General features: G+C 62.6%; 15 protein-coding genes. 5 read left to right on the top strand and 10 right to left on the bottom strand.

The genetic code is table 11. The features are described 5' to 3' along the window. Window positions 1-42: 42 nt before the first annotated feature. Complete coding sequence (locus RI101_12170) at window positions 43-1,131, bottom strand: saccharopine dehydrogenase C-terminal domain-containing protein (protein MEC4890805.1); 1,089 nt, start codon at window positions 1,129-1,131, stop codon at window positions 43-45. Between the two features lie 82 nt (window positions 1,132-1,213). Next, window positions 1,214-2,320 carry a HEAT repeat domain-containing protein gene (locus tag RI101_12175; protein ID MEC4890806.1) on the bottom strand — a complete coding sequence of 369 codons (1,107 nt, stop codon included), beginning with the start codon at window positions 2,318-2,320 and terminating at the stop codon, window positions 1,214-1,216. A gap of 301 nt (window positions 2,321-2,621) precedes the next feature. Here RI101_12175 and RI101_12180 point away from each other — a divergent pair, with 301 nt between their 5' ends. After that, complete coding sequence (locus RI101_12180; GenBank protein ID MEC4890807.1) at window positions 2,622-3,026, top strand: hypothetical protein; 405 nt, start codon at window positions 2,622-2,624, stop codon at window positions 3,024-3,026. 125 nt (window positions 3,027-3,151) lie between these two features. Further along, a complete protein-coding gene (locus tag RI101_12185) occupies window positions 3,152-4,579 on the top strand; it encodes a sodium:solute symporter family protein (protein ID MEC4890808.1) in 1,428 nt (475 codons plus the stop codon). A gap of 27 nt (window positions 4,580-4,606) precedes the next feature. On the opposite strand, the gene RI101_12190 is transcribed toward RI101_12185, so the two are convergent. From RI101_12190 to RI101_12205, 4 genes are all read right to left on the bottom strand, one after another. Then, window positions 4,607-5,419, bottom strand: coding sequence for a mechanosensitive ion channel family protein (locus RI101_12190; protein MEC4890809.1), 813 nt, complete (start codon window positions 5,417-5,419; stop codon window positions 4,607-4,609). A 133-nt stretch (window positions 5,420-5,552) separates the two neighbouring features. Next, window positions 5,553-7,376, bottom strand: coding sequence for an ABC-F family ATP-binding cassette domain-containing protein (locus RI101_12195; protein ID MEC4890810.1), 1,824 nt, complete (start codon window positions 7,374-7,376; stop codon window positions 5,553-5,555). Window positions 7,377-7,511: 135 nt separating this feature from the next. Continuing rightward, a complete protein-coding gene (locus RI101_12200) occupies window positions 7,512-7,874 on the bottom strand; it encodes a response regulator (protein ID MEC4890811.1) in 363 nt (120 codons plus the stop codon). A gap of 41 nt (window positions 7,875-7,915) precedes the next feature. Beyond that, window positions 7,916-8,167: a hypothetical protein gene (locus tag RI101_12205; protein ID MEC4890812.1), complete on the bottom strand. Its 252-nt coding sequence runs from the start codon at window positions 8,165-8,167 to the stop codon at window positions 7,916-7,918. Window positions 8,168-8,476: 309 nt separating this feature from the next. On the opposite strand from RI101_12205, the gene RI101_12210 reads away from it, so the two are divergent. From RI101_12210 to RI101_12220, 3 genes are all read left to right on the top strand, one after another. After that, entirely contained in the window at window positions 8,477-10,768 is a 2,292-nt protein-coding gene (locus tag RI101_12210) for a PBP1A family penicillin-binding protein (protein ID MEC4890813.1), read from the top strand. Window positions 10,769-10,877: 109 nt separating this feature from the next. Further along, a complete protein-coding gene (locus RI101_12215) occupies window positions 10,878-11,318 on the top strand; it encodes a polymer-forming cytoskeletal protein (GenBank protein ID MEC4890814.1) in 441 nt (146 codons plus the stop codon). A 146-nt stretch (window positions 11,319-11,464) separates the two neighbouring features. Beyond that, window positions 11,465-12,562, top strand: coding sequence for an AI-2E family transporter (locus tag RI101_12220; GenBank protein MEC4890815.1), 1,098 nt, complete (start codon window positions 11,465-11,467; stop codon window positions 12,560-12,562). Between the two features lie 61 nt (window positions 12,563-12,623). Here the strand turns inward: RI101_12220 and RI101_12225 are convergent, their stop codons facing one another. From RI101_12225 to RI101_12240, 4 genes are all read right to left on the bottom strand, one after another. Further along, window positions 12,624-13,217 carry a DUF3365 domain-containing protein gene (locus RI101_12225; protein ID MEC4890816.1) on the bottom strand — a complete coding sequence of 198 codons (594 nt, stop codon included), beginning with the start codon at window positions 13,215-13,217 and terminating at the stop codon, window positions 12,624-12,626. Next, a complete protein-coding gene (locus RI101_12230; protein MEC4890817.1) occupies window positions 13,169-15,664 on the bottom strand; it encodes an ATP-binding protein in 2,496 nt (831 codons plus the stop codon). The genes RI101_12225 and RI101_12230 overlap by 49 nt, the downstream gene beginning before the upstream one ends. A gap of 4 nt (window positions 15,665-15,668) precedes the next feature. Further along, complete coding sequence (locus RI101_12235) at window positions 15,669-16,715, bottom strand: ATP-binding protein (protein MEC4890818.1); 1,047 nt, start codon at window positions 16,713-16,715, stop codon at window positions 15,669-15,671. A 95-nt stretch (window positions 16,716-16,810) separates the two neighbouring features. Continuing rightward, window positions 16,811-17,245: a response regulator gene (locus RI101_12240; protein MEC4890819.1), complete on the bottom strand. Its 435-nt coding sequence runs from the start codon at window positions 17,243-17,245 to the stop codon at window positions 16,811-16,813. Between the last annotated feature and the right edge of the window lie 430 nt (window positions 17,246-17,675).

Genomic DNA, 17,675 nt, shown 5'->3' on the forward strand with positions numbered 1-17,675 from the left:
GGCATCAGCCTCCATAGTCGTTGAACGAGGGCCGATTCGTATTCACCGGAAACAGGCCCCAAAGTCGTTGGCCAAAAAATCTTTCAACGGCACCGATTCCTGCGTGACGAACCCGTGGTGCCGCGCCGGGTTCTTCAGGACGAGGTCCATGACGCAGCAGAGGCTGGAGGCGGTGGTGACCTGGATCGCCGACCAGAGTTTGCCCTTGATGCATTGGGGGTAGATTTTCTTGACGTAATTTTCTTCGAAGAATCCGCCATTTTTGGTGCCGGTCACGGAGGCGTAAATCAGCACCACATCCTGCAGTGTTTGCGGAATGGCGTGCTCGAGCACGCGTTTGAGGGTCTCTCGATCCTCGTTCAGTTTCAGATCTTTCATCAGAAGGTGGATTTTTTCGCAGTGGCCGGGATAGCGGAGGGTTTTGTAGTTCATCGTCTGGACGTTGCCCGCGTAGCTGTCCGCTAACGTGCCCAGTCCTCCCGAGGTGTTGAAGGCTTCGTACAGCAGCCCGTCCAGCTCGATCGTTTCATAGCCTTCCAGCGGCTGCAGCGGCACTTTTTCGCCCGCTTCAATGCCGTAACAGAGGTTGCCGTATTCGTTGATGAGCCCGTCGGTGGACCAGGTGAGGGAATATTTCAGTGCGTTGCTGGGATGGACCGGCAGCGCGCCCACGCGCATTTTTACCGTGTCCAGGGTCTCGAAATGGGTCATCAGGTCGTGCGTGACGACGCTGATAAAGCCCGGCGCCAATCCGCATTGCGGCATGAAGGCCTGTGTGGCGCCGGCGCTCAGGATGCGGATCTGGCTGGTGACTTCGATGTCCTCGGTGAGGTCGAAGTAGTGGGCACCATGTGTCAGCGCGAGTCCCGCGACGATCGGGTTGCAGAAATAGGGCAGGCAGGACACGATGGCATCGGCCGGATTGGCCGACAGGTAGGTGCTGACCGCATCGGGGTGCCGCACATCGAGGAGGCTGGGCGTAACGCGCTGGAGTTTTAACTCATCGACGAGACGTGTGGACGCATCGAGGTGTATGTCCCCCCAATGGACCTCGTACTCTCCCTGCTGGGACAGGAGGCAGGCCACCAGCGAACCGATTTTTCCCGCTCCAAGAACAAGGACTCGGTACATGGGAGACCTCGCGTATTCTCAGTATACTCCTCTCGCCAGGTTCGGGCACGTGGGCCGGCCACAAGCTGGCAGCCCGGCTGGCTTATTCTTCAGTATGGGTTCCGTCGAATCCATCGAGCGCGATGCCCAGTGTCGCGAGCAGTTCTTTGAGTTCCGGCGCGCTGTCGGATCGCGCCTGTTTGAGCACGGCACGATGCAGCGCGCGGAGCGGTTCGAGAATGCGGCGGTCGGTGGTTTTCCCCAAGGCGCGGACCACGAGGGTTTGGGTCTGGACCGGTTCGGCGGGGAGGGCGGCGAGCAGCGTCGGGACGATCTCGCTATTGGGGTGGAGCGGGGCGAGCCGGCCCAATCCTGAGGCGGCCGCGCGATGTTGTTCCGCGGTGCCTGATCGGAAGAGGCTCAGCAGCGCAGGAATGCAGTCTTCATGGCCGATGGTGCCGAGCGCGGCCGCGGCGGCCTGGGCGACGGCCTGATCCGGGTCTTTCAGCGACGTTGTCAATCGCGGGATCGCGTCGGTCGCGAGCATGGTGCCGAGTAAACCGATCACCAGCTGCTTCTGTGGCGGCGTGGTGCCGGCGGTGTCCAGCACGGCGGCCAGGCGCGCCGCTTGCCCCCACTCGGCGGCGAGCAGAAATGGGAACGAGTCGGTCTGGACGCGCTCGATCAGTTTCGCAATGGCAAAGGCGCCGCTATCCGTGGGCCCTGCGTGCCGTGCGGCCTCTTGCGGATTGGCGAACTCCGTGCGGACTTCGTGCCGCCAGTCGGCCCATCGGGCGCCGAAGCGATAGGAGATTTGGCAGGCCGGCCCTTTCCATAAACGCACGGCGGCATCCACCATGTCGGCATCGCCGCCGGAGCGCCCCGTGCCTTCCCAGGTTTTGAGCTCTTCGCATTTGATCTTCAGGGTCACGTCGTGCGGCTGCGCCGGATCGGTGACCGTGCGGTAGCCGAGTTGTGCCAGCCGTTCGGCTGCCGCCTTCACGAGACTGGCCGTATCGATCGGTCCGTGGCCGGTGAGGGCGAGGGCTTCAAGAAAAATGCGTTCGGCCTTGGCTTGCTGGTCTTTTTCTTCCTGGGTGAGGAGTTCCTTGCGCGCGTGACCGATGTCGGGCGTGAGCCAGATGACCAGGGTGCCGATGAGGATGAGGGCCTCTATCCAAGGACGGCTGGTGCCGGTGATGCGTGTCATGCTCACGGTCTGCCTCTCGATCGGAATGAAGAAGACGGAATGGGGCAGATTGTGGCACAGGCGATGGGAGCGGGGGAAGGCCTCCGGTCCTGGGTAGGAGATTGTAGATTCTTGGCTTCTCAGGTGCAGCTCTTTCCCTTCAGTTCGCCCAGTTAAATACAGGCCTACAGAGGTGGAGGTGACGATAATTCCCCATAAAATTGGGGGATAGGGAACGGATCGGTGTGAGGTATAGCCTTTGCTCTCAGGTGGTTGTAGGCGGATGTGTTCGGTTTGAACTGGTTGCGATAGGGGGCAGGCTATGACAACTCGTCCCTTTGCGATGGATGTGGGTGCAGAGCGTGACGATTCGACCGGGGGCCACAATCGCCGGCAGGAAGCCAGGGTTGCGGATTGCCATTGTTGCGCCTACGAGATCTGCGAATCGGCTCAGGATGGCGCGGTCGCGATTTGCGAGGGGCAGTTATTCACGGTCAACCGCAGTGCCCATGGCATTTTGCTCATGATGCGAGCGGCTCCGGCGGTCAATCAGTTGATCGAAGTGCACAGTACGAAGCTCGGCTGGCTGCGGTCCATGATGGTCTATCACGTGCGGTGGACCCGTCCGATTCAGATCGAGACCGGAGAGCCGATGTTCCTCGTGGGATGCCGGTTGACCGTCGGGTTCTCCGCGGCCGGGCGCTCTCGTCCCGCAGGCTCCATCTAACAGGCATCGCCCCGTTCTCTCTTCCAAAGCCCTTGCGCATTGTGGCGGGGTGACGGTGTATTCCCGTTGCGCCCTCGCGATGGCCTGGTTAGAATCCCGCCATCTATTCATCCTGGATCGGCGGCATGCTGCTCGGGTTCGTCATTCTCTATCTGTGTCTATCTGTCGGGATCGGGCTCTACGCCGCCACGCGTGTGCACAACACGAAGGATTTTGCGGTCGCCGGGAGAAGTTTGCCGCTGCCGGTGGTGACGGCGACGGTCTTTGCCACCTGGTTCGGCGCCGAAGCCGTGCTTGGCATCTCGGCGACGTTCGTAAAAGAGGGGTTGCGCGGGGTCGTCGCCGATCCCTTCGGGTCCAGTCTCTGTCTCATTCTTGCCGGATTATTTTTCGCCCCCCGGTTTTATCGGATGAATCTGCTGACCGTCGGAGATTTCTACCGGATCCGGTACAGCCGGACGGTCGAAGTGCTCTGTACGCTGGCCGTGGTGGCCTCGTATCTGGGCTGGGTGGCGGCGCAATTCAAGGTGCTGGGGCTGGTGTTGAACGTGGTCAGCGACGGAGGCATCAGCCAGCCGGCCGGGATGATCGCCGGCGCGGTGATCGTGCTGACGTACACGACGTTCGGCGGGATGTTCTCGGTGGCCGTGCTGGATTTCGTGCAGATTACGGTCATCATGGGCGGGCTGCTCTATATCGCGTCGCTGATCAGCGGCCTGGCCGGTGGCGTCGAGACGGTCGTTGCCCATGCGGCGCAGGCCGGCAAGCTGGATTTTTTCCCGCCCGCGAGTCTGAACGCGTGGATTCCCTTCATCGGCGCCTGGGTGACCATGATGTTCGGATCCATCCCGCAGCAGGATGTGTTTCAGCGCATCACCTCGGCCAAAAACGAGGCGACGGCGGTACGCGGGTCGTTGCTGGGCGGCAGTCTCTACTTCGCCTTTTGCTTCGTGCCGATGTTCCTGGCCTATGCCGCGACGCTGGTCGATCCGGCGCGCTTTCTCGCGATCCTGGAGACGGACTCGCAGCTGATCCTGCCGACCCTGATTCTGGAGCATACGCCGGTCGCCGCACAGATTATCTTTTTCGGCGCGGTGCTGTCGGCGGTGATGAGCTGTTCCAGCGCGACCCTCCTGGCGCCCTCCGTCGCGCTCAGTGAGAATGTGTTGAAACAAGCCATCCCCCGGCTGAACGATTCGGAGTTCCTCCGGTTGATGCGCGTGGTTTTGGTGACGTTTGCCGCTGCCGTGCTGGCGATTGCCCTCTGGTCGGATGCCAGTATCTACAAGCTGGTTGTGAACACCTACAAAGTGACGCTGGTGGTGGCGTTTATTCCGCTGCTCGCCGGGTTGTATTGGCCCAGGGCGACGACCCAAGGCGCCGTCACGGCCATTGCCGCCGGAATAGTGACGTGGCTAGCTCTCGAACTAGTCAGTTCCCCCGAGGCCGTCTGGCCGCCGCAACTGGTGGGGTTGCTTGCGGCGGCGGCCGGGATGGTCATCGGATCGTGGGCGACACAGGGGAGTCCGTCGCCGCTTAGCCGGAATCCCTAAGCGGTTCGCTGTGCCGGATTCTGTGCGCTACAAGCTGCGGATGGCTTGACGGGCTTCGGGAATGGGATAGCCGGATTCTTTACAGACAGTTTGAATCGCCCGGTTGGTGTCGAAGTAGACCTGCCAGTAATGGCGGTTGTGGCAGAACGGGCGGACGACGAGCAAGGTGCCGTAGGCGTTGAATTCCAAAATTTCGACCAGCGGCGCCGGCTCCGGCACCAGGTTGGGAATCTGGCTGACGGCCTGCTTGATCCGGGCCATCGCCTCTTTCGTATCGACGCCATGCGCGAGTTGCGCGCGCAAGTCCACCCCGCGGAAGGCGTTGCTGGAATAGTTCACGATATTGTCGGAGAAGATCTTGTTGTTGCCCACCACGGCGCGCAGGTTGTCGCCGGTATGCAGGGTGGTGGCAAACACGCCGATTTCTTTCACTTCGCCGGTGATTCCGCCGGCGCTGATCATATCGCCGACGCGGAAGGGGCGGAGCACGATCAGAAAAATACCCGCGGCAAAGTTGGCCAGCAGGCCCGACCAGGCCATGCCGATGGCGACACCCGCCGCCGCGATGATGGCCGCGAACGACGTCGTGGCGACCCCCAAGGTGCCGAGCACGGCGACCAGCAACAGGATCTTCAGCAGCACACCGGTGGCCGTATCCAGATAGCCGACCAGCGTGTGGTCCATGCCGCGCGCGGCCATGGCGCGTCCCAACGCGGCGCGGAGGAGCCGTATCGTCCAGCTGCCGAGGATCCAGATGGCCAGCGCGCCGAGCACGGTCCAGCCGAAGGGGATGACGTGGGTTGTGATGAAGTTATGGATGTAGGAGAGATTCATGTCCATGGGAGGCTCCTATCACAGTGGTCGTCGAGGACGAGGCCCATGGCCCGCGAGATGGCGCGAGCCGGCCGTGTCTTAGCAAGAATTTCCGTCGGGCGCAAGGCGCTCGCGGCAGGACCGGCACGCAGGTGTCTTGTCAGCCCTGCGTGCGTTTTTCTTCCAGCTCCGCCCAGCGGGCGTAGAGCCGTTCGACGGCGGTTTGTGCGGCCTCCAGCGCGGCATAGCGTGTCCGCAGCTCGCCGGCGTTGGACATGACCGCCGGATCCTCCGTAGCTTTCTGGGTTGCGACGACGGCGGCCTCGGCCTTTTCGATCATGGCCTCCATTTTGTCCCACTCCTTTTGCTCGGCGTACGACAAGCCTTTCTTGGACGGTTTCACGCGGGGGCCGGCGTTGCCGCTGTTGCGTGCGGGGGCTTGGCCGGAGTCTGCCGAGGCGCTGCGCCCCTGGGCGGCTTCCCACTGGGCGAAGTCGGCAAACCATTCGGCTTTCCCTTCGCCGTCCAGCGCCAGCAGCATGGTGGAGACGCGGTCGAGCAGCCAGCGGTCGTGCGTGACGAGCACGAGGGCGCCGGGAAATTCCAGCAGGCTTTCTTCCAGCACATCGAGGGTGGGGATGTCCAAATCATTCGTCGGTTCGTCCAGCATCAGGACATCGGCCGGTTGGAGCATCAGCCGGGCGATCAAGAGCCGGGCCTGCTCCCCGCCGGACAGACGGGATACCGGGAGATCCAGCTGCTCGGGGCGGAAGAGAAAACGTTTGGCCCAGGAGACGAGGTGGACGGAGCGATCCTGATAGACGACCGCGTCCCCCCCGGAGGGGGCCAGCGAGCGGCGGAGGGTCGCCTGCTGGTCCAAGGAATCCCGGTGTTGTTCGAAGCTGACGATGCGGAGCTTGTCGGCGCGCGTGACGGTGCCGGCATCGGGGGCCAGGGTGCCGGAGAGCAATTTCATGAGGGTGGATTTCCCGCTGCCGTTGGGGCCCAGCAGGCCCAACCGTTGTCCGGGGCCCAGGATGAGGTCCAGATCGGTCACGATCTTCTTGGGGCCGAGCGCTTTGCTCAGATGCTGGGCGACGATCAATTGTTTCGATCGGCGGCCGGAGGCCGTGAAGTCGATGCCGGCTGGGGCCGATTCCCGGCGGGATTCACTTTCGGCGAGGGCGTCGATCAGCTGGCCGGCTGAGTCGATGCGGGCTTTGGCTTTCGTCGTGCGGGCTTTCGGCCCGCGGCGGAGCCATTCGACTTCGCGGCGGACCTTGTTGGCGAGCGTGGCCTGTTCGTTGGCCTGCGCGTGCAGCGCGGCATCGCGCTGCTCCAGGAAGTCGCTGTAGCGGCCTTTGGCTTCAAAGACCCCGTTGGGGTAGATGCGGCTGATTTCGATCATGCGGCCCGCGACCGATTCGAGGAAGCGCCGGTCGTGACTGACGACGAGGAAGGCGCGGGATTCGGCTCGCAGCACGCGCTCCAGCCAGAGGATGCCTTCGACATCCAGATGGTTGGTGGGCTCGTCCATCATCAGCACATCCGGTTCCAGCAGCAGGGATTGGGCGATGGCCAGGCGTTTTTTCCAGCCGCCGGAGAGGGTGCGGATGGTCTGCTCGGCATTCGGAAACTCGCCGAGGCTCAACGCACGGGTGATCCGGCCGCTTTCTTCATGCGGGTCGAGCCCGTCGTCGCGCAACACTTGCGCCAGCACCTCTTCGATGGTCAGGTCCTGGGGAAACGAGGGCTCTTGGGGGACGTAGCCGATGCGGACATGGCGGCGAACCGAGCGGGTGCCGTCGTCGGGATCTTCGAGTCCGGCCAGAATTTTCAGGAGCGTGGATTTCCCGGATCCGTTCGGGCCGATCAGGCCCACATGGTCGCCTTCGGCCAATCCGATGGACAAGCCGGAAAAGAGCGGCTTCACGCCGTAGCTTTTGCTGATGGATTCGCAACTCAAGAGCATGGTGGGTGGCATAGACAATCCCGTGGAGTGTTATTCGGTGACGAGGCAACAGATGTTGTCGTGGAGAGCAGTCCCGAGTTGGGAGAGGGTTTCTCTAATCGGTAGTGTAGCAAGGATACGGCATGCCTGGCTAGGGCGTGTTTGGGACTAATGCGTTAGGGTGTACTGGACTGCGTGGCGGACCTCCTGGAGGCCGAATGGTTTTTGGAGCAGCTGGCGGGCGCCGAAGAGCTTGGCGACGTTGAGGAAGTTTTGCCCTCCCGTGGCGCCGGTCATGGCGATGACTTTGGCGTCGAGGAATTCGCGCGTGAGTTCGAGGGTTACTTCCATGCCGTCCCGTTCGGGCATCAAGATGTCGGTGATCACGAGGTCGGTTGGCGCTTGCCGGTAGAGGGTCAGGCACTCCCGTCCGTCGGCGGCTTCGATGACCTGATGGCCGTCCCCTTCCAGGATGGAGCGGAGAAGCTGCCGAATGGGTTCTTCGTCGTCTACGATGAGGATCGAGGCCATGCCAGATGCTCCCTGGATAATCCGTTACGAAGAGGTTGTGCTCAGGCTGCCTGGGCGACCATCGTTTCCGCTCCCAAGTGGACGTCTTCCCCGGCGTAATCGGCTTCGCTGGTCACAACGGCCAATACCGGCCGCTGGGCCTGCAGGGGCTGGCGGTTCCGCTCGATGGTCGTGTCGTGGACATGGCCGCAATTCATGCAGCGCCAGGCACTCATCCAGGTGTATCCGGAGGTGCCTTCATGGTCCATATAATGATCCTTGATCATCAGGCCGCAGCAGCGTGAACAGCTCATGTCGTTCTCCTTTTGATGACAGGACCAGGCGCCTATCCGTTGTCCACATGAGCATAGCGGATCTGCGGAGAATTGTTAGACCCGGAGGAGTTACCTCGGAAGAGGGGGGTGCAGAGATGAGCCAATGGGCCGGAGGGAGGCGATGGCGCAAGTCATTGAACGAGCAGAGCGAAGTCAAGCCGCCGGTAACAGGCCGAAGCGCATCGACGAACGCATCGGACTGGTGAATTCTTCCGTGACCGCGCCGGCGCGATCATGGTCGCGTCTCGCCCGTCCCTCGTGTAGGCTGTGGTCACGAAGGAGAGTGGCATGCGCGCACGTGGCCGCTGGGTAAAATGGACGGTGGGTGGGATTGGCGCCCTTCTTGGGCTGGCCTGTCTGACGCTCGCGGGCTATGGCGCGATGCTGGCGGCATCCCTTGCGCTGCCCAAGAGCGATGAGCATCCGCCGCTGCTGATTTATGGCGCGCCCTTTCTCCTCAAGCCCGGTGTGCATGTGGTTGAATCGGGGCTGCTCGACCGGCTGCATCGGCTGGGCTATCAGGCCGTGCCCACCGTTCGGGCTCCCGGTGACTATGCGGCGGATTCGAGCGGATTCGAGCTGTTCCTCCGTGCGCAGGACGATACGCACATTCCGGCCCGGCATGTGCGGCTGGACATTATTGACGGGGTGATCGCCAATGTCCTGTCTGTCCAGGAGCAGGAATCGCTCCCGTTTGTGTTGCTCGAACCGCCCTTGTTGAGCGGGATGCGCGGCAGTTCCCGCCAACTCCGCGAGTGGATTCCGTACAGCCAGATCCCGCCCGATGTCATCAAGACGGTCTTGGCGGTCGAAGACCGGCGGTTTTTTTCTCACTATGGAATCGATCCTGTGGCCGTTGGCCGGGCGTTCTGGGCCAACGTGACGCGCGGCGGGGTGGTGCAGGGCGGCAGCACAATTACGCAGCAATTGGCGAAGAATCTCTTCTACTCGCCGCAGCGGACGTTGACGCGCAAGGTGCGTGAGGTCGTCGCGGCGCTGGTGATGGAGTGCAAGTACCGGAAAGAGGAGATTCTTGAAAGCTATCTCAACGAAATTTATCTGGGGCAGGCCGGGTCGGTCTCGATCTATGGGGTCGGCGAAGCGGCGCATCGGTATTTTGGGAAGCCCCTCGGAGCGCTGTCCATCGAAGAAGTTGCACTGATTGCGGGGTTGATCAAAGGGCCCAATGCCTACTCTCCCGTGAAGAATCTGGAGCTTGCGACGCAGCGGCGCAATGTGGTGCTGCGCCGGCTGCGTGAGGAAGGGCTGCTCTCGGATGAAGCCTGGATGCGGTCGGTGAATCGTCCGGTGCAGGTGGCGCTGCCGGAAGACGTGCTGCCGGACGCGCCGTACTTTGTCGATTATCTGTTGCGGCAAGTGGAAGAGGGGACGGGGCTTGGCATTCCTGAAGGGGCGCGCCTGTATTCCACGCTCGATGCCTATGTCCAGCAACTGGCGACGGAAGCGTTGCGGAATGGATTGGCCAAGCTGGAGCGGACCTATCCGGCGCTGAAGGAGGCGGAGCCGCCGTTGCAGGGGGCGGTGGTGGTGCTGGAGGCGCGCACGGGGCATGTGCTGGCCATGGTGGGCGGCCGCGAGTATCGGACCAGCCAATTCAATCGCGCCGTGCAGGCGCGGCGTCAGGCGGGCTCGCTCTTCAAGCCCTTTGTGTATCTGGCGGGGTTTGAAGCCAGCCGTGAAGCGGGGGCGGCGGGGCTGACGCCGGCCACGTTGCTGGCCGACGAACCGATGACGTTCGACTCGGGGGCCGGGCCCTGGTCCCCGCAGAATTATGACCGGCAGTTTCACGGCCAGGTGACGGTGCGGGCGGCGCTGGAGCAGTCGTTGAATATTCCGGCGGTGCGGGCCGCGCAGCTGGTCGGGATGGCCACCGTCAATGCCACGTTGCGCCGGTTTGGCCTGCAAGGGGCGTTGCCGGAGAATTTGTCCGTCGCCTTGGGGAGCGCATCGGTGTCCTTGCTGGAGATCACGTCCGCCTACGGCGGGTTGGCGCATGAGGGGGTGGTGGCGCGGCCGGTGGCGGTCACGCACCTGGCGCGCGAGACCGGCGAGACGGTGTGGAGCCCGGTGCTGGATCGGCAGCAGGCCGCTTCCGCGCAGGCCGCGTATCTCATCACCTCGCTGCTCCAAGGCGTCATCGACCGAGGCACCGGTGTCAAGGCCAGAGGGCTGGGGTTGCGCGGTCCGGTGGCCGGGAAAACCGGGACGACGGACGGCTATCACGATGCCTGGTTTGTCGGCTATACGCCTGAATTGGTCATCGGAGTGTGGGTGGGATTCGACGATGAACGGCCGATCCGGCTGACGGGTTCACAAGCGGCGCTGCCGATTTGGGTGGATCTGGCGCGCCGTCTGATTCCGGAGGATGCGCCGGATTTTGAGGTGGCCACCGGGATTGTTTCGCGGCCGATCGATCCCCGGACAGGGCAGTTGGCGACGTCGCAATGTCCCGAACGGGTGACGGAAGTGTTTCGCGAGGGCACGGAGCCGACGGTGTTGTGCGAGGTCCATGGCAGCGGATTGTGGGACCGCCTCAAGCAGACCTTTGGATTCTTGTAAGCGGGGCGGGCCCTTCGGTTCAGGGGGCGTGTTGTTTCCACAAACTGCTAGGTATCCCTGCCGTCCTGGGGTATTCTGTGATGCGAATCTTGGTGAGAGGGGATCGGCTATGAAAAAAAACGGGTTTGATGACGGCAACATTACGCTGTTGGCCAAAGGGGTTGAGCTGAAGGGCGAAATTCGCGTCGATGGCACCGTGCGCATCGATGGCCGTCTTGAAGGCGACATCTATACCAAGGGCCAGGTCATTGTCGGGGAAGATGGGGTCGTGAAGGGCACGATTACGGCTGGTGTTTTGATCAGCAGCGGGCGCATCAAAGCGACGGTGACGGCGAGTGAGCGGGTGCAATTGCTCAAGACCGGCCTGCTGATGGGCGATGTGCATACGCCGATGTTTGGGATGGAGGAAGGCGCCAAATTTCAGGGGACGAGCGATATGGGCGTCACGACATGGCCCGAGGAAGCGCCGCGCCAGCCGGCTCATCCGCGCGAGCAGGCCAGCCACCGAAACCGTCCGGTGGCCCTCATCGGGAAAGAGTCTGATTTGTAGGACGTGTGACTCCATGCCGGGGCGTGCCTCTGTTGTGCGGCACCGCCCCTTATTCTCTCATTCCGCGCGTACGGCCTTCCTGCGGTGACAAGCGGCCCTGGATCTGCTATCAACGACGCGTGCGTTCACCTGAGCCGGCGGCCTCTATGATTCGTCCGCAACTGTTCACCATCGTGTTCTTCGCCCTCCTGGCGTTGTTGCTGTATCAAATTGGACTGATTCTTCAGCCATTCCTCTTCCCGGCCTTGTGGGCCGGCCTGCTGGCTCATTGGGTGTTCCCTCTCCACCGCCGGTTGACGCTGGTCGTGGGGGGGCGTGATGCGCTGGCTGCCGGGTGCCTGACCTTCGGGGTGCTGACGGTGGTCGTGGTGCCCTTGGTGTGGATGAGTGCGCTGCTGGTGGGCGAAGCGGGGGCGGTGGATCAGGCGGTGAGGGAGTGGATCGCGGCCGGGGGATTGCAGCAGCTGCCGGAGCGTGTGGCCGCGGTGCCGCTGATCGGCAAGGGGTTGCGCTCGCTGGTGACGGCCGACAGGATGCAGGCGCTGTCGATGGAGGATTCGGTGATGGCCGGGGCCAAGTGGCTGAGCCAGTTTTTGGTGAGTCAGGTGGGGGATGTGCTCAAGAATGCCGTGGTGCTCGTGAGCAATTTTTTCATCATGCTGTTGGTGCTGTTCTTTTTGCTCAAAGACGGCGAGCGCTGGCTGGCCGGGCTGTATGCATTGATTCCCATGGACGAGTCGCATAAGCGGAAGATCGTGACCCGGCTGGACCAGACGGTGCGGGCGGTGGTGAAGGGGATGTTGGTGACGGCGATGGTGCAGGGCGTGCTGGCGGGGCTGGCCTATCTGGTGCTGGCGGTTCCGTTTCCGGTGGTGCTCACGGCGCTGACCATCGTGCTGGCGCCGATTCCCTTCGGCGGCACGGCGCTGGTATGGGGGCCGGTGGTCCTGTATCTGTTGTGGATCGGTGCGGTCGGGAAGGCGCTGGGGATGCTGGTTTGGGGCGTCGGCGTGGTCTCGATGGTCGATCAGTTTCTCCGTCCCTGGCTGATCGGACAGGAGGTGCAGATTCCCGTCCTGCTGCTGGTGCTGTCCGTGCTCGGCGGGCTGGCGTTGTATGGGCTGATCGGGCTCTTTGTTGGCCCGATCATCATCAGTCTCTTCATGACGGCCGTCCAAATTTACCGGGAAGAATATTACGCGCCGGCCCCCGTGGCGTCGACGAATCCTCCCTCTCCGGTGTAAGGCTCGGAGCATCCGGCATTCGCACGCGCCGCGCCATGTCTGCGTGGCCGAACGTCTTTCCCTACTCCAGCGGAATCGTGATCGCAATGCCTCCCATGACATCGTTCACTTTGAAGTCCCGCTTGGGACTCAGCGGATGGCTGTTATGGCAGATGATGCAGGTCGGAGAGACCGCGCGATCGGCGTAGATGGCTTGGAAGAACTGCTTTTTCCCGCTGGCGACCATGCCCATGACGGGCTGGTTCGGTTGGCGTGCAAGGGTTTCCAGGGCGTTCCGCTCAAAGTCGGTGGCGGGGGCGTTGCGCTGATAGATTGGGGAGAGGCCGATCAGCCGGTACCGGATACCGCGGCCGCTTTCGGCGACGATCCGTCCCGAATGCTGCAGAAACTGGGCGGGCAGCGGCAGCGCATTGTCCTGTTCCCAATGCTCGCTGGCCTTCACAATGCCTTTCTCCTGCATGCGCGTCACCACTTGGGTCGTGTAGATCGTCCGATCGGCTTGGACGATCGCATGCACATAGTCGGCGACCTTTTCGGGCGAGATGCCTTGAGCTGCGGGCGGCTCTTTTGCCGACGGAGAGAAGGGAATCGCCAGCAGGCTTCCGATCATGATCGTGACGGCTGCGGCTCCGAGCGCGGTGCGGAAGCGGTCCATGGCTCCTCCTCGGGTGATGGCGGGGGGGGGATCGCCGGAAGGGTCATGATGCAGGTCGTGCCCTGTCCTTCACGACTGTCGATTCGAAGGTCTCCCCCGAATTTTCTGATGATGCGGCGGGCGACGGTCAGGCCCAACCCCGATCCCTCCCCTTGTTCTTTGGTAGTGAAAAACGGATCGAAAACTTTTGCCAGATGGTGCGGGGCAATCCCGGGACCGGTGTCGGTAATTTCGGCTATGGCAAACCGGTCGGCGACGGCGGTGCTGATGCGCACCGTGCCGACGCCTTTCATGGCCTGCACCGCGTTCATGAGCAAATTCATCACAGCCTGCCGGAGCTGATCCGGGAGCGCCAGGACCATGGTCTTGCCGGAAAAGAGTTTTTCGATCGTGATCTGCCGCATGTCGGCGGCGGTATGCATGGCGGCCAGTGCTTGATCGATCGTCTCCTCTATGCACACAGGGATGCGCTGATCCGAGCTTTCCCGCGTGGTCACTCCGGTGAAGTCGCGGATGATGGCGGCCATGCGCTGTCCCTGCGCGACGATATCGCGGGCATGGGACTGGGCGCGGGAGAGGTCGGTTTCGTCCAGAATGGCTTCTCCGAGGCCGACGATGCCGAACAGCGGATTGTTCAGTTCGTGCCCGATGCCGGCGGTCAGGACTCCGAGGCTGCCGGACTTCTCCGCCTGAATCAGCTGATCCTGCAGCCGGCTTTCGTCGGTGATGTCCCGCAGCACCAATCCAATTCGGGGCTCGATTCCCGGGCGGCCCGGGAGGCGGAACCACTGATAGTGATACGTGCGCGGCCCGATCTGCAGTTCCGAGCGGGATCGGGTGTGACCGGCGTCGTGACTCGCGGCCGGAGCGAGCGGGTCGCGCGGGTGCCCGCTCTGGGGTGGCGAGCCGGCTTCTTCTCCGGCAGCGTCCTGCCGCAGCTGCGAGTGCACGACGGTACCAAGCGGTTGCAGTGTGGCCAGAGAGAACGGCAGGGTGGCCTCCGGCGACAGGTGAAAGGCCGCGCGCGCGGCGCGATTCATGTATTGGACCGACTCCCGCGTATTGAGCAAGATGATGGGGGTCGGGACGGCGTCCAGGATTTGATCGGTGGATCGCTGGAGGTACGTGACCTCTTGGGTTTTGAGGGTCACTTGGTCGGTCAGCCCGGCAAAGGCGGCTTCCAACTGGGCGTTCATGCGGTTGAATTCATCGGCGAGGTCTTGCAGCTCGTCTCCCGTGCGGATGTCGATGGCGGTGCGGAGCTCCCCTCGTCCGATGGCCTGGGCCGCCTGTTGCAGCGTGCGCACAGGTGTGACAATGCGGCTGGCGGCGACATAGCCGAGCACGGCGAGGAGCGCAATGGCCACGCTGCCGAAGACCGTCATCCACATAAACAGATGCTGGATGGGGGCGAAGAGCTCGTCGGAGGATTGCCAGACGAATGTATGCCAGGAGCCGCCGCTGAGGGAGCCGTTGGTGGCCCGGCTGGTTTCCGGCAGCGGCGCAAAGCCGATAATGGAGGCGGTATGGCCTCCGTGCCCGTCACTGGGGGCTTCGACCCAGCCGGGCTGTAACAGGGTGATGAGCGGAGTCAGGCTTCTGTCGGAGAGCGCGACCCCGGTGGGGAGGATGGGGCAGCTCATGACGATTCCCCGGCTGTCGATCAACATGACGTGGCCGGTTTTCCCAAACCGGATCACATGGGTGGAGGGGGAAAAGAACTCTTTGGCGTCGATCACGCGGTGCAGCACGCCGACCACTTCGTAGCGCAGGCTGTCCATGACAGGCACCGAAATCGTAAAGACGTAGGCGTCCGCCTGCTTGTTGAAATGGACGTCTTCGATGTACAGCTTGCCGACGCCCTTGTTGTAGGCGCCTTGCCACCAGGGCGTCTGGCTGTGCCGGTAGCTCGGATTGGCCGTCATGGCGGCCACCAGCGTGCCCTGGAGATCGGTGAGAAAGAGCATCTTCGTGGCCGAGCGCACCACCTGGGGGAGCAGTTGATCGGGGGCGCTGCGCGTGCCGGTGTAGTACTCCTGTAAGAGCGCGGCGAGGGGGCTGCCGTTGATCTGCTTGACGAGGCCGGGGTCGCGGGCTGCCCATCGGGATTCTTCATCGGTTGGGCCCTGGGCTTGGCGGTTCGCGAGCGCATCCCGCCGACGCTCGAGTTCCTGGACGACCAGAGGGTCGTTCGCAATGCGCGCGGTGCGCGCCACTTCGTCGGCGACCAGCAGATCGAGCTTTCTGGCCGCCTCGGTGGCGAGCGCTTTGAAGCTTTCTCCGTTGACGTCGCGAATTTCTTGCGATCCTTGCCAGAAGGCCATGCTCAACCCGACGACGAGCGGGACGACCCCGACGAAGAGCATCGAAAGGATCAGCTTGGCCTTGAGGCCCCACCGGGTGCCTTGTCGCGTGTAGAGGGACTGTGCCGGCCTGGGTGTCGCCATGGGGTCACGCTGAAGTGGTGCGGGGCAAGGTGATGGTGAAGGTGCTGCCGCGGCCGATGTCGCTGGTTACCGCGATCGTGCCGTGCATCTGATGGATCACGTGCTTGATATTATACAGCCCTAACCCGGTGCCCTTTCCGGGAGGCTTGGTCGTAAAAAACGGCTCGAAGATTTCGTGGAACAGCTCGGGCGGAATGCCGCAGCCCGTATCCGACACCTGAATGGACACACCCGTGTCCTCGGCTACGGTGCGCAGCGTCAGGGTGCCGCCGTGCTCCATCGCCTGGACGGCGTTCGTGATGAGATTGACGAAGACGTGCAGGAGCTCGTCGGCATTCCCCGGCACGGCGGCGTCCGGCGCATAGGCCTTGACCACCGCGATGTCTTGAAAGGCGACGGCGTAGCGGGCGATTTTGAGGGCATCGTCGAGCTTTGTGTTCACGTCTACCAGGCTCTGTTGGTGGGCGGCGGACCGCCGGGCGTAGGAGGTGAGATCGCGGCAGATCGCCGTCGTCCGCTTGACGGCTTCGATAATCTCGCGCGCGTGCTCGTGGACGGTGGAAAGATCCGTTTCGTCCGCCAGATTTTCAGCCAGCCCGAGGATGAGCTGCAGCGGGTTATTGATGTCGTGGGCGATTCCGGCCGCGAAGGACCCGATTCCCGCGAGTTTTTCAGCGTGGAGGAGTTCGGCCTGCAGCGCGGACTCGTGCTGCACCAGTTCCCAGACGACGCGGGAGGCCGATCCGCTGAGGATGTCGAGGCCGGGCCGGGCGTCACGGCGCAGGCGTTGATCCATCGCGGGGTCTCCGGTCACATCCAGGATCAGTTGGGTGTGGTGGTTGTGGAGAAGATCGTCGATGTGTTCGACCACGGGGATGTGCAGATCGCGCGCCCGTTGCAGGCCGGGGGCTTGCGGATTGCGGTCGCTGATGCCGACGATGTCAATCGCGGGAATTTGATGCAGCAGGTCCAGCAGGGCGGTCCCGCCCCGCCCCGCCCCGATGATGGCGACTTTGGCGGGAGCGGCGGGCAGTGGGTGTGAGGTGCTCATAGGACGAGTCGAACCCTGGTGTGCCGAGAGGGGAGAGGATGGAGATGCGGTCCTCTCCCCCCGGTCGAGCTTAGTGTGATGGGGCCCCACTGGTTTCATAGCGGGGCCAATTCCCTCTGTTCCATGGCGCGTGCGACAGACGCTTTGAGCTTCTCGCCCTCGACCGGTTTCACGAGATAATCGACCACGCCTTGCCGCAGCAGGGAGGTGGCCATGTCGGTATCGGGGAAACCGGTCAGCACGATCAACGGCACGCGCGGGTAGTTCTGGCGAAAATAGGCGATGGCCTCGATGCCGTTGACCTTCGGCATGCGGATATCGCAAATCATCACATCCAGCAGCAGACGGTTTTCGCCGCTGTTAATCGTCTCGATGGCTTTTTCTCCGTTTTCCGCTTCCAAAACTTCATAGCCGGCTTTCTGCAAGGTCATACGGACGACCTTGCGGATATCCGCCTCGTCGTCCACGACGAGGACGCGTCCGTTGCAATTTTCTTCGCCGACGAAGAACCCCGATTTAAATTCCGTCATGGCAGCCTCCTGGGTGATGGATGATGGCACAGAGTTGGTTGGATCGATTCATGGTGGCCTCTCTTGCATTTCTGTATGAGCAATCTCGATGCCTCGTGCCGCGTAAAGAAAAAGCCGTGATATTGAATGATTTGGTGATGTGAGGGGAAAACGAACGGATGGAGTTGGTTGAAAGCCACCACCACCGCTGGCTGAGATGCACCATGCGGGGATGGGGGATGAAGGAGGCCAGCAATGCCGAGGCGCGGTCACCACATGCGGCGAAGGAAGGCGACGCCGACGATCAGCAGCACGGCTGCCCACAGGAGCATCGCGAGATACATCATGCTCTCCTTCCTACGTAATTGTGTTGATACGCGGGAGGGGCGCAAAGACTATGCCGATGGCGATGAAGTCGTGCAGAGTGTTGAACCCCATGAGATTGCGGCGG

The organism is Nitrospira sp. (assembly GCA_035968315.1).
Taxonomy (GTDB): Bacteria; Nitrospirota; Nitrospiria; order Nitrospirales; family Nitrospiraceae; genus Nitrospira_D.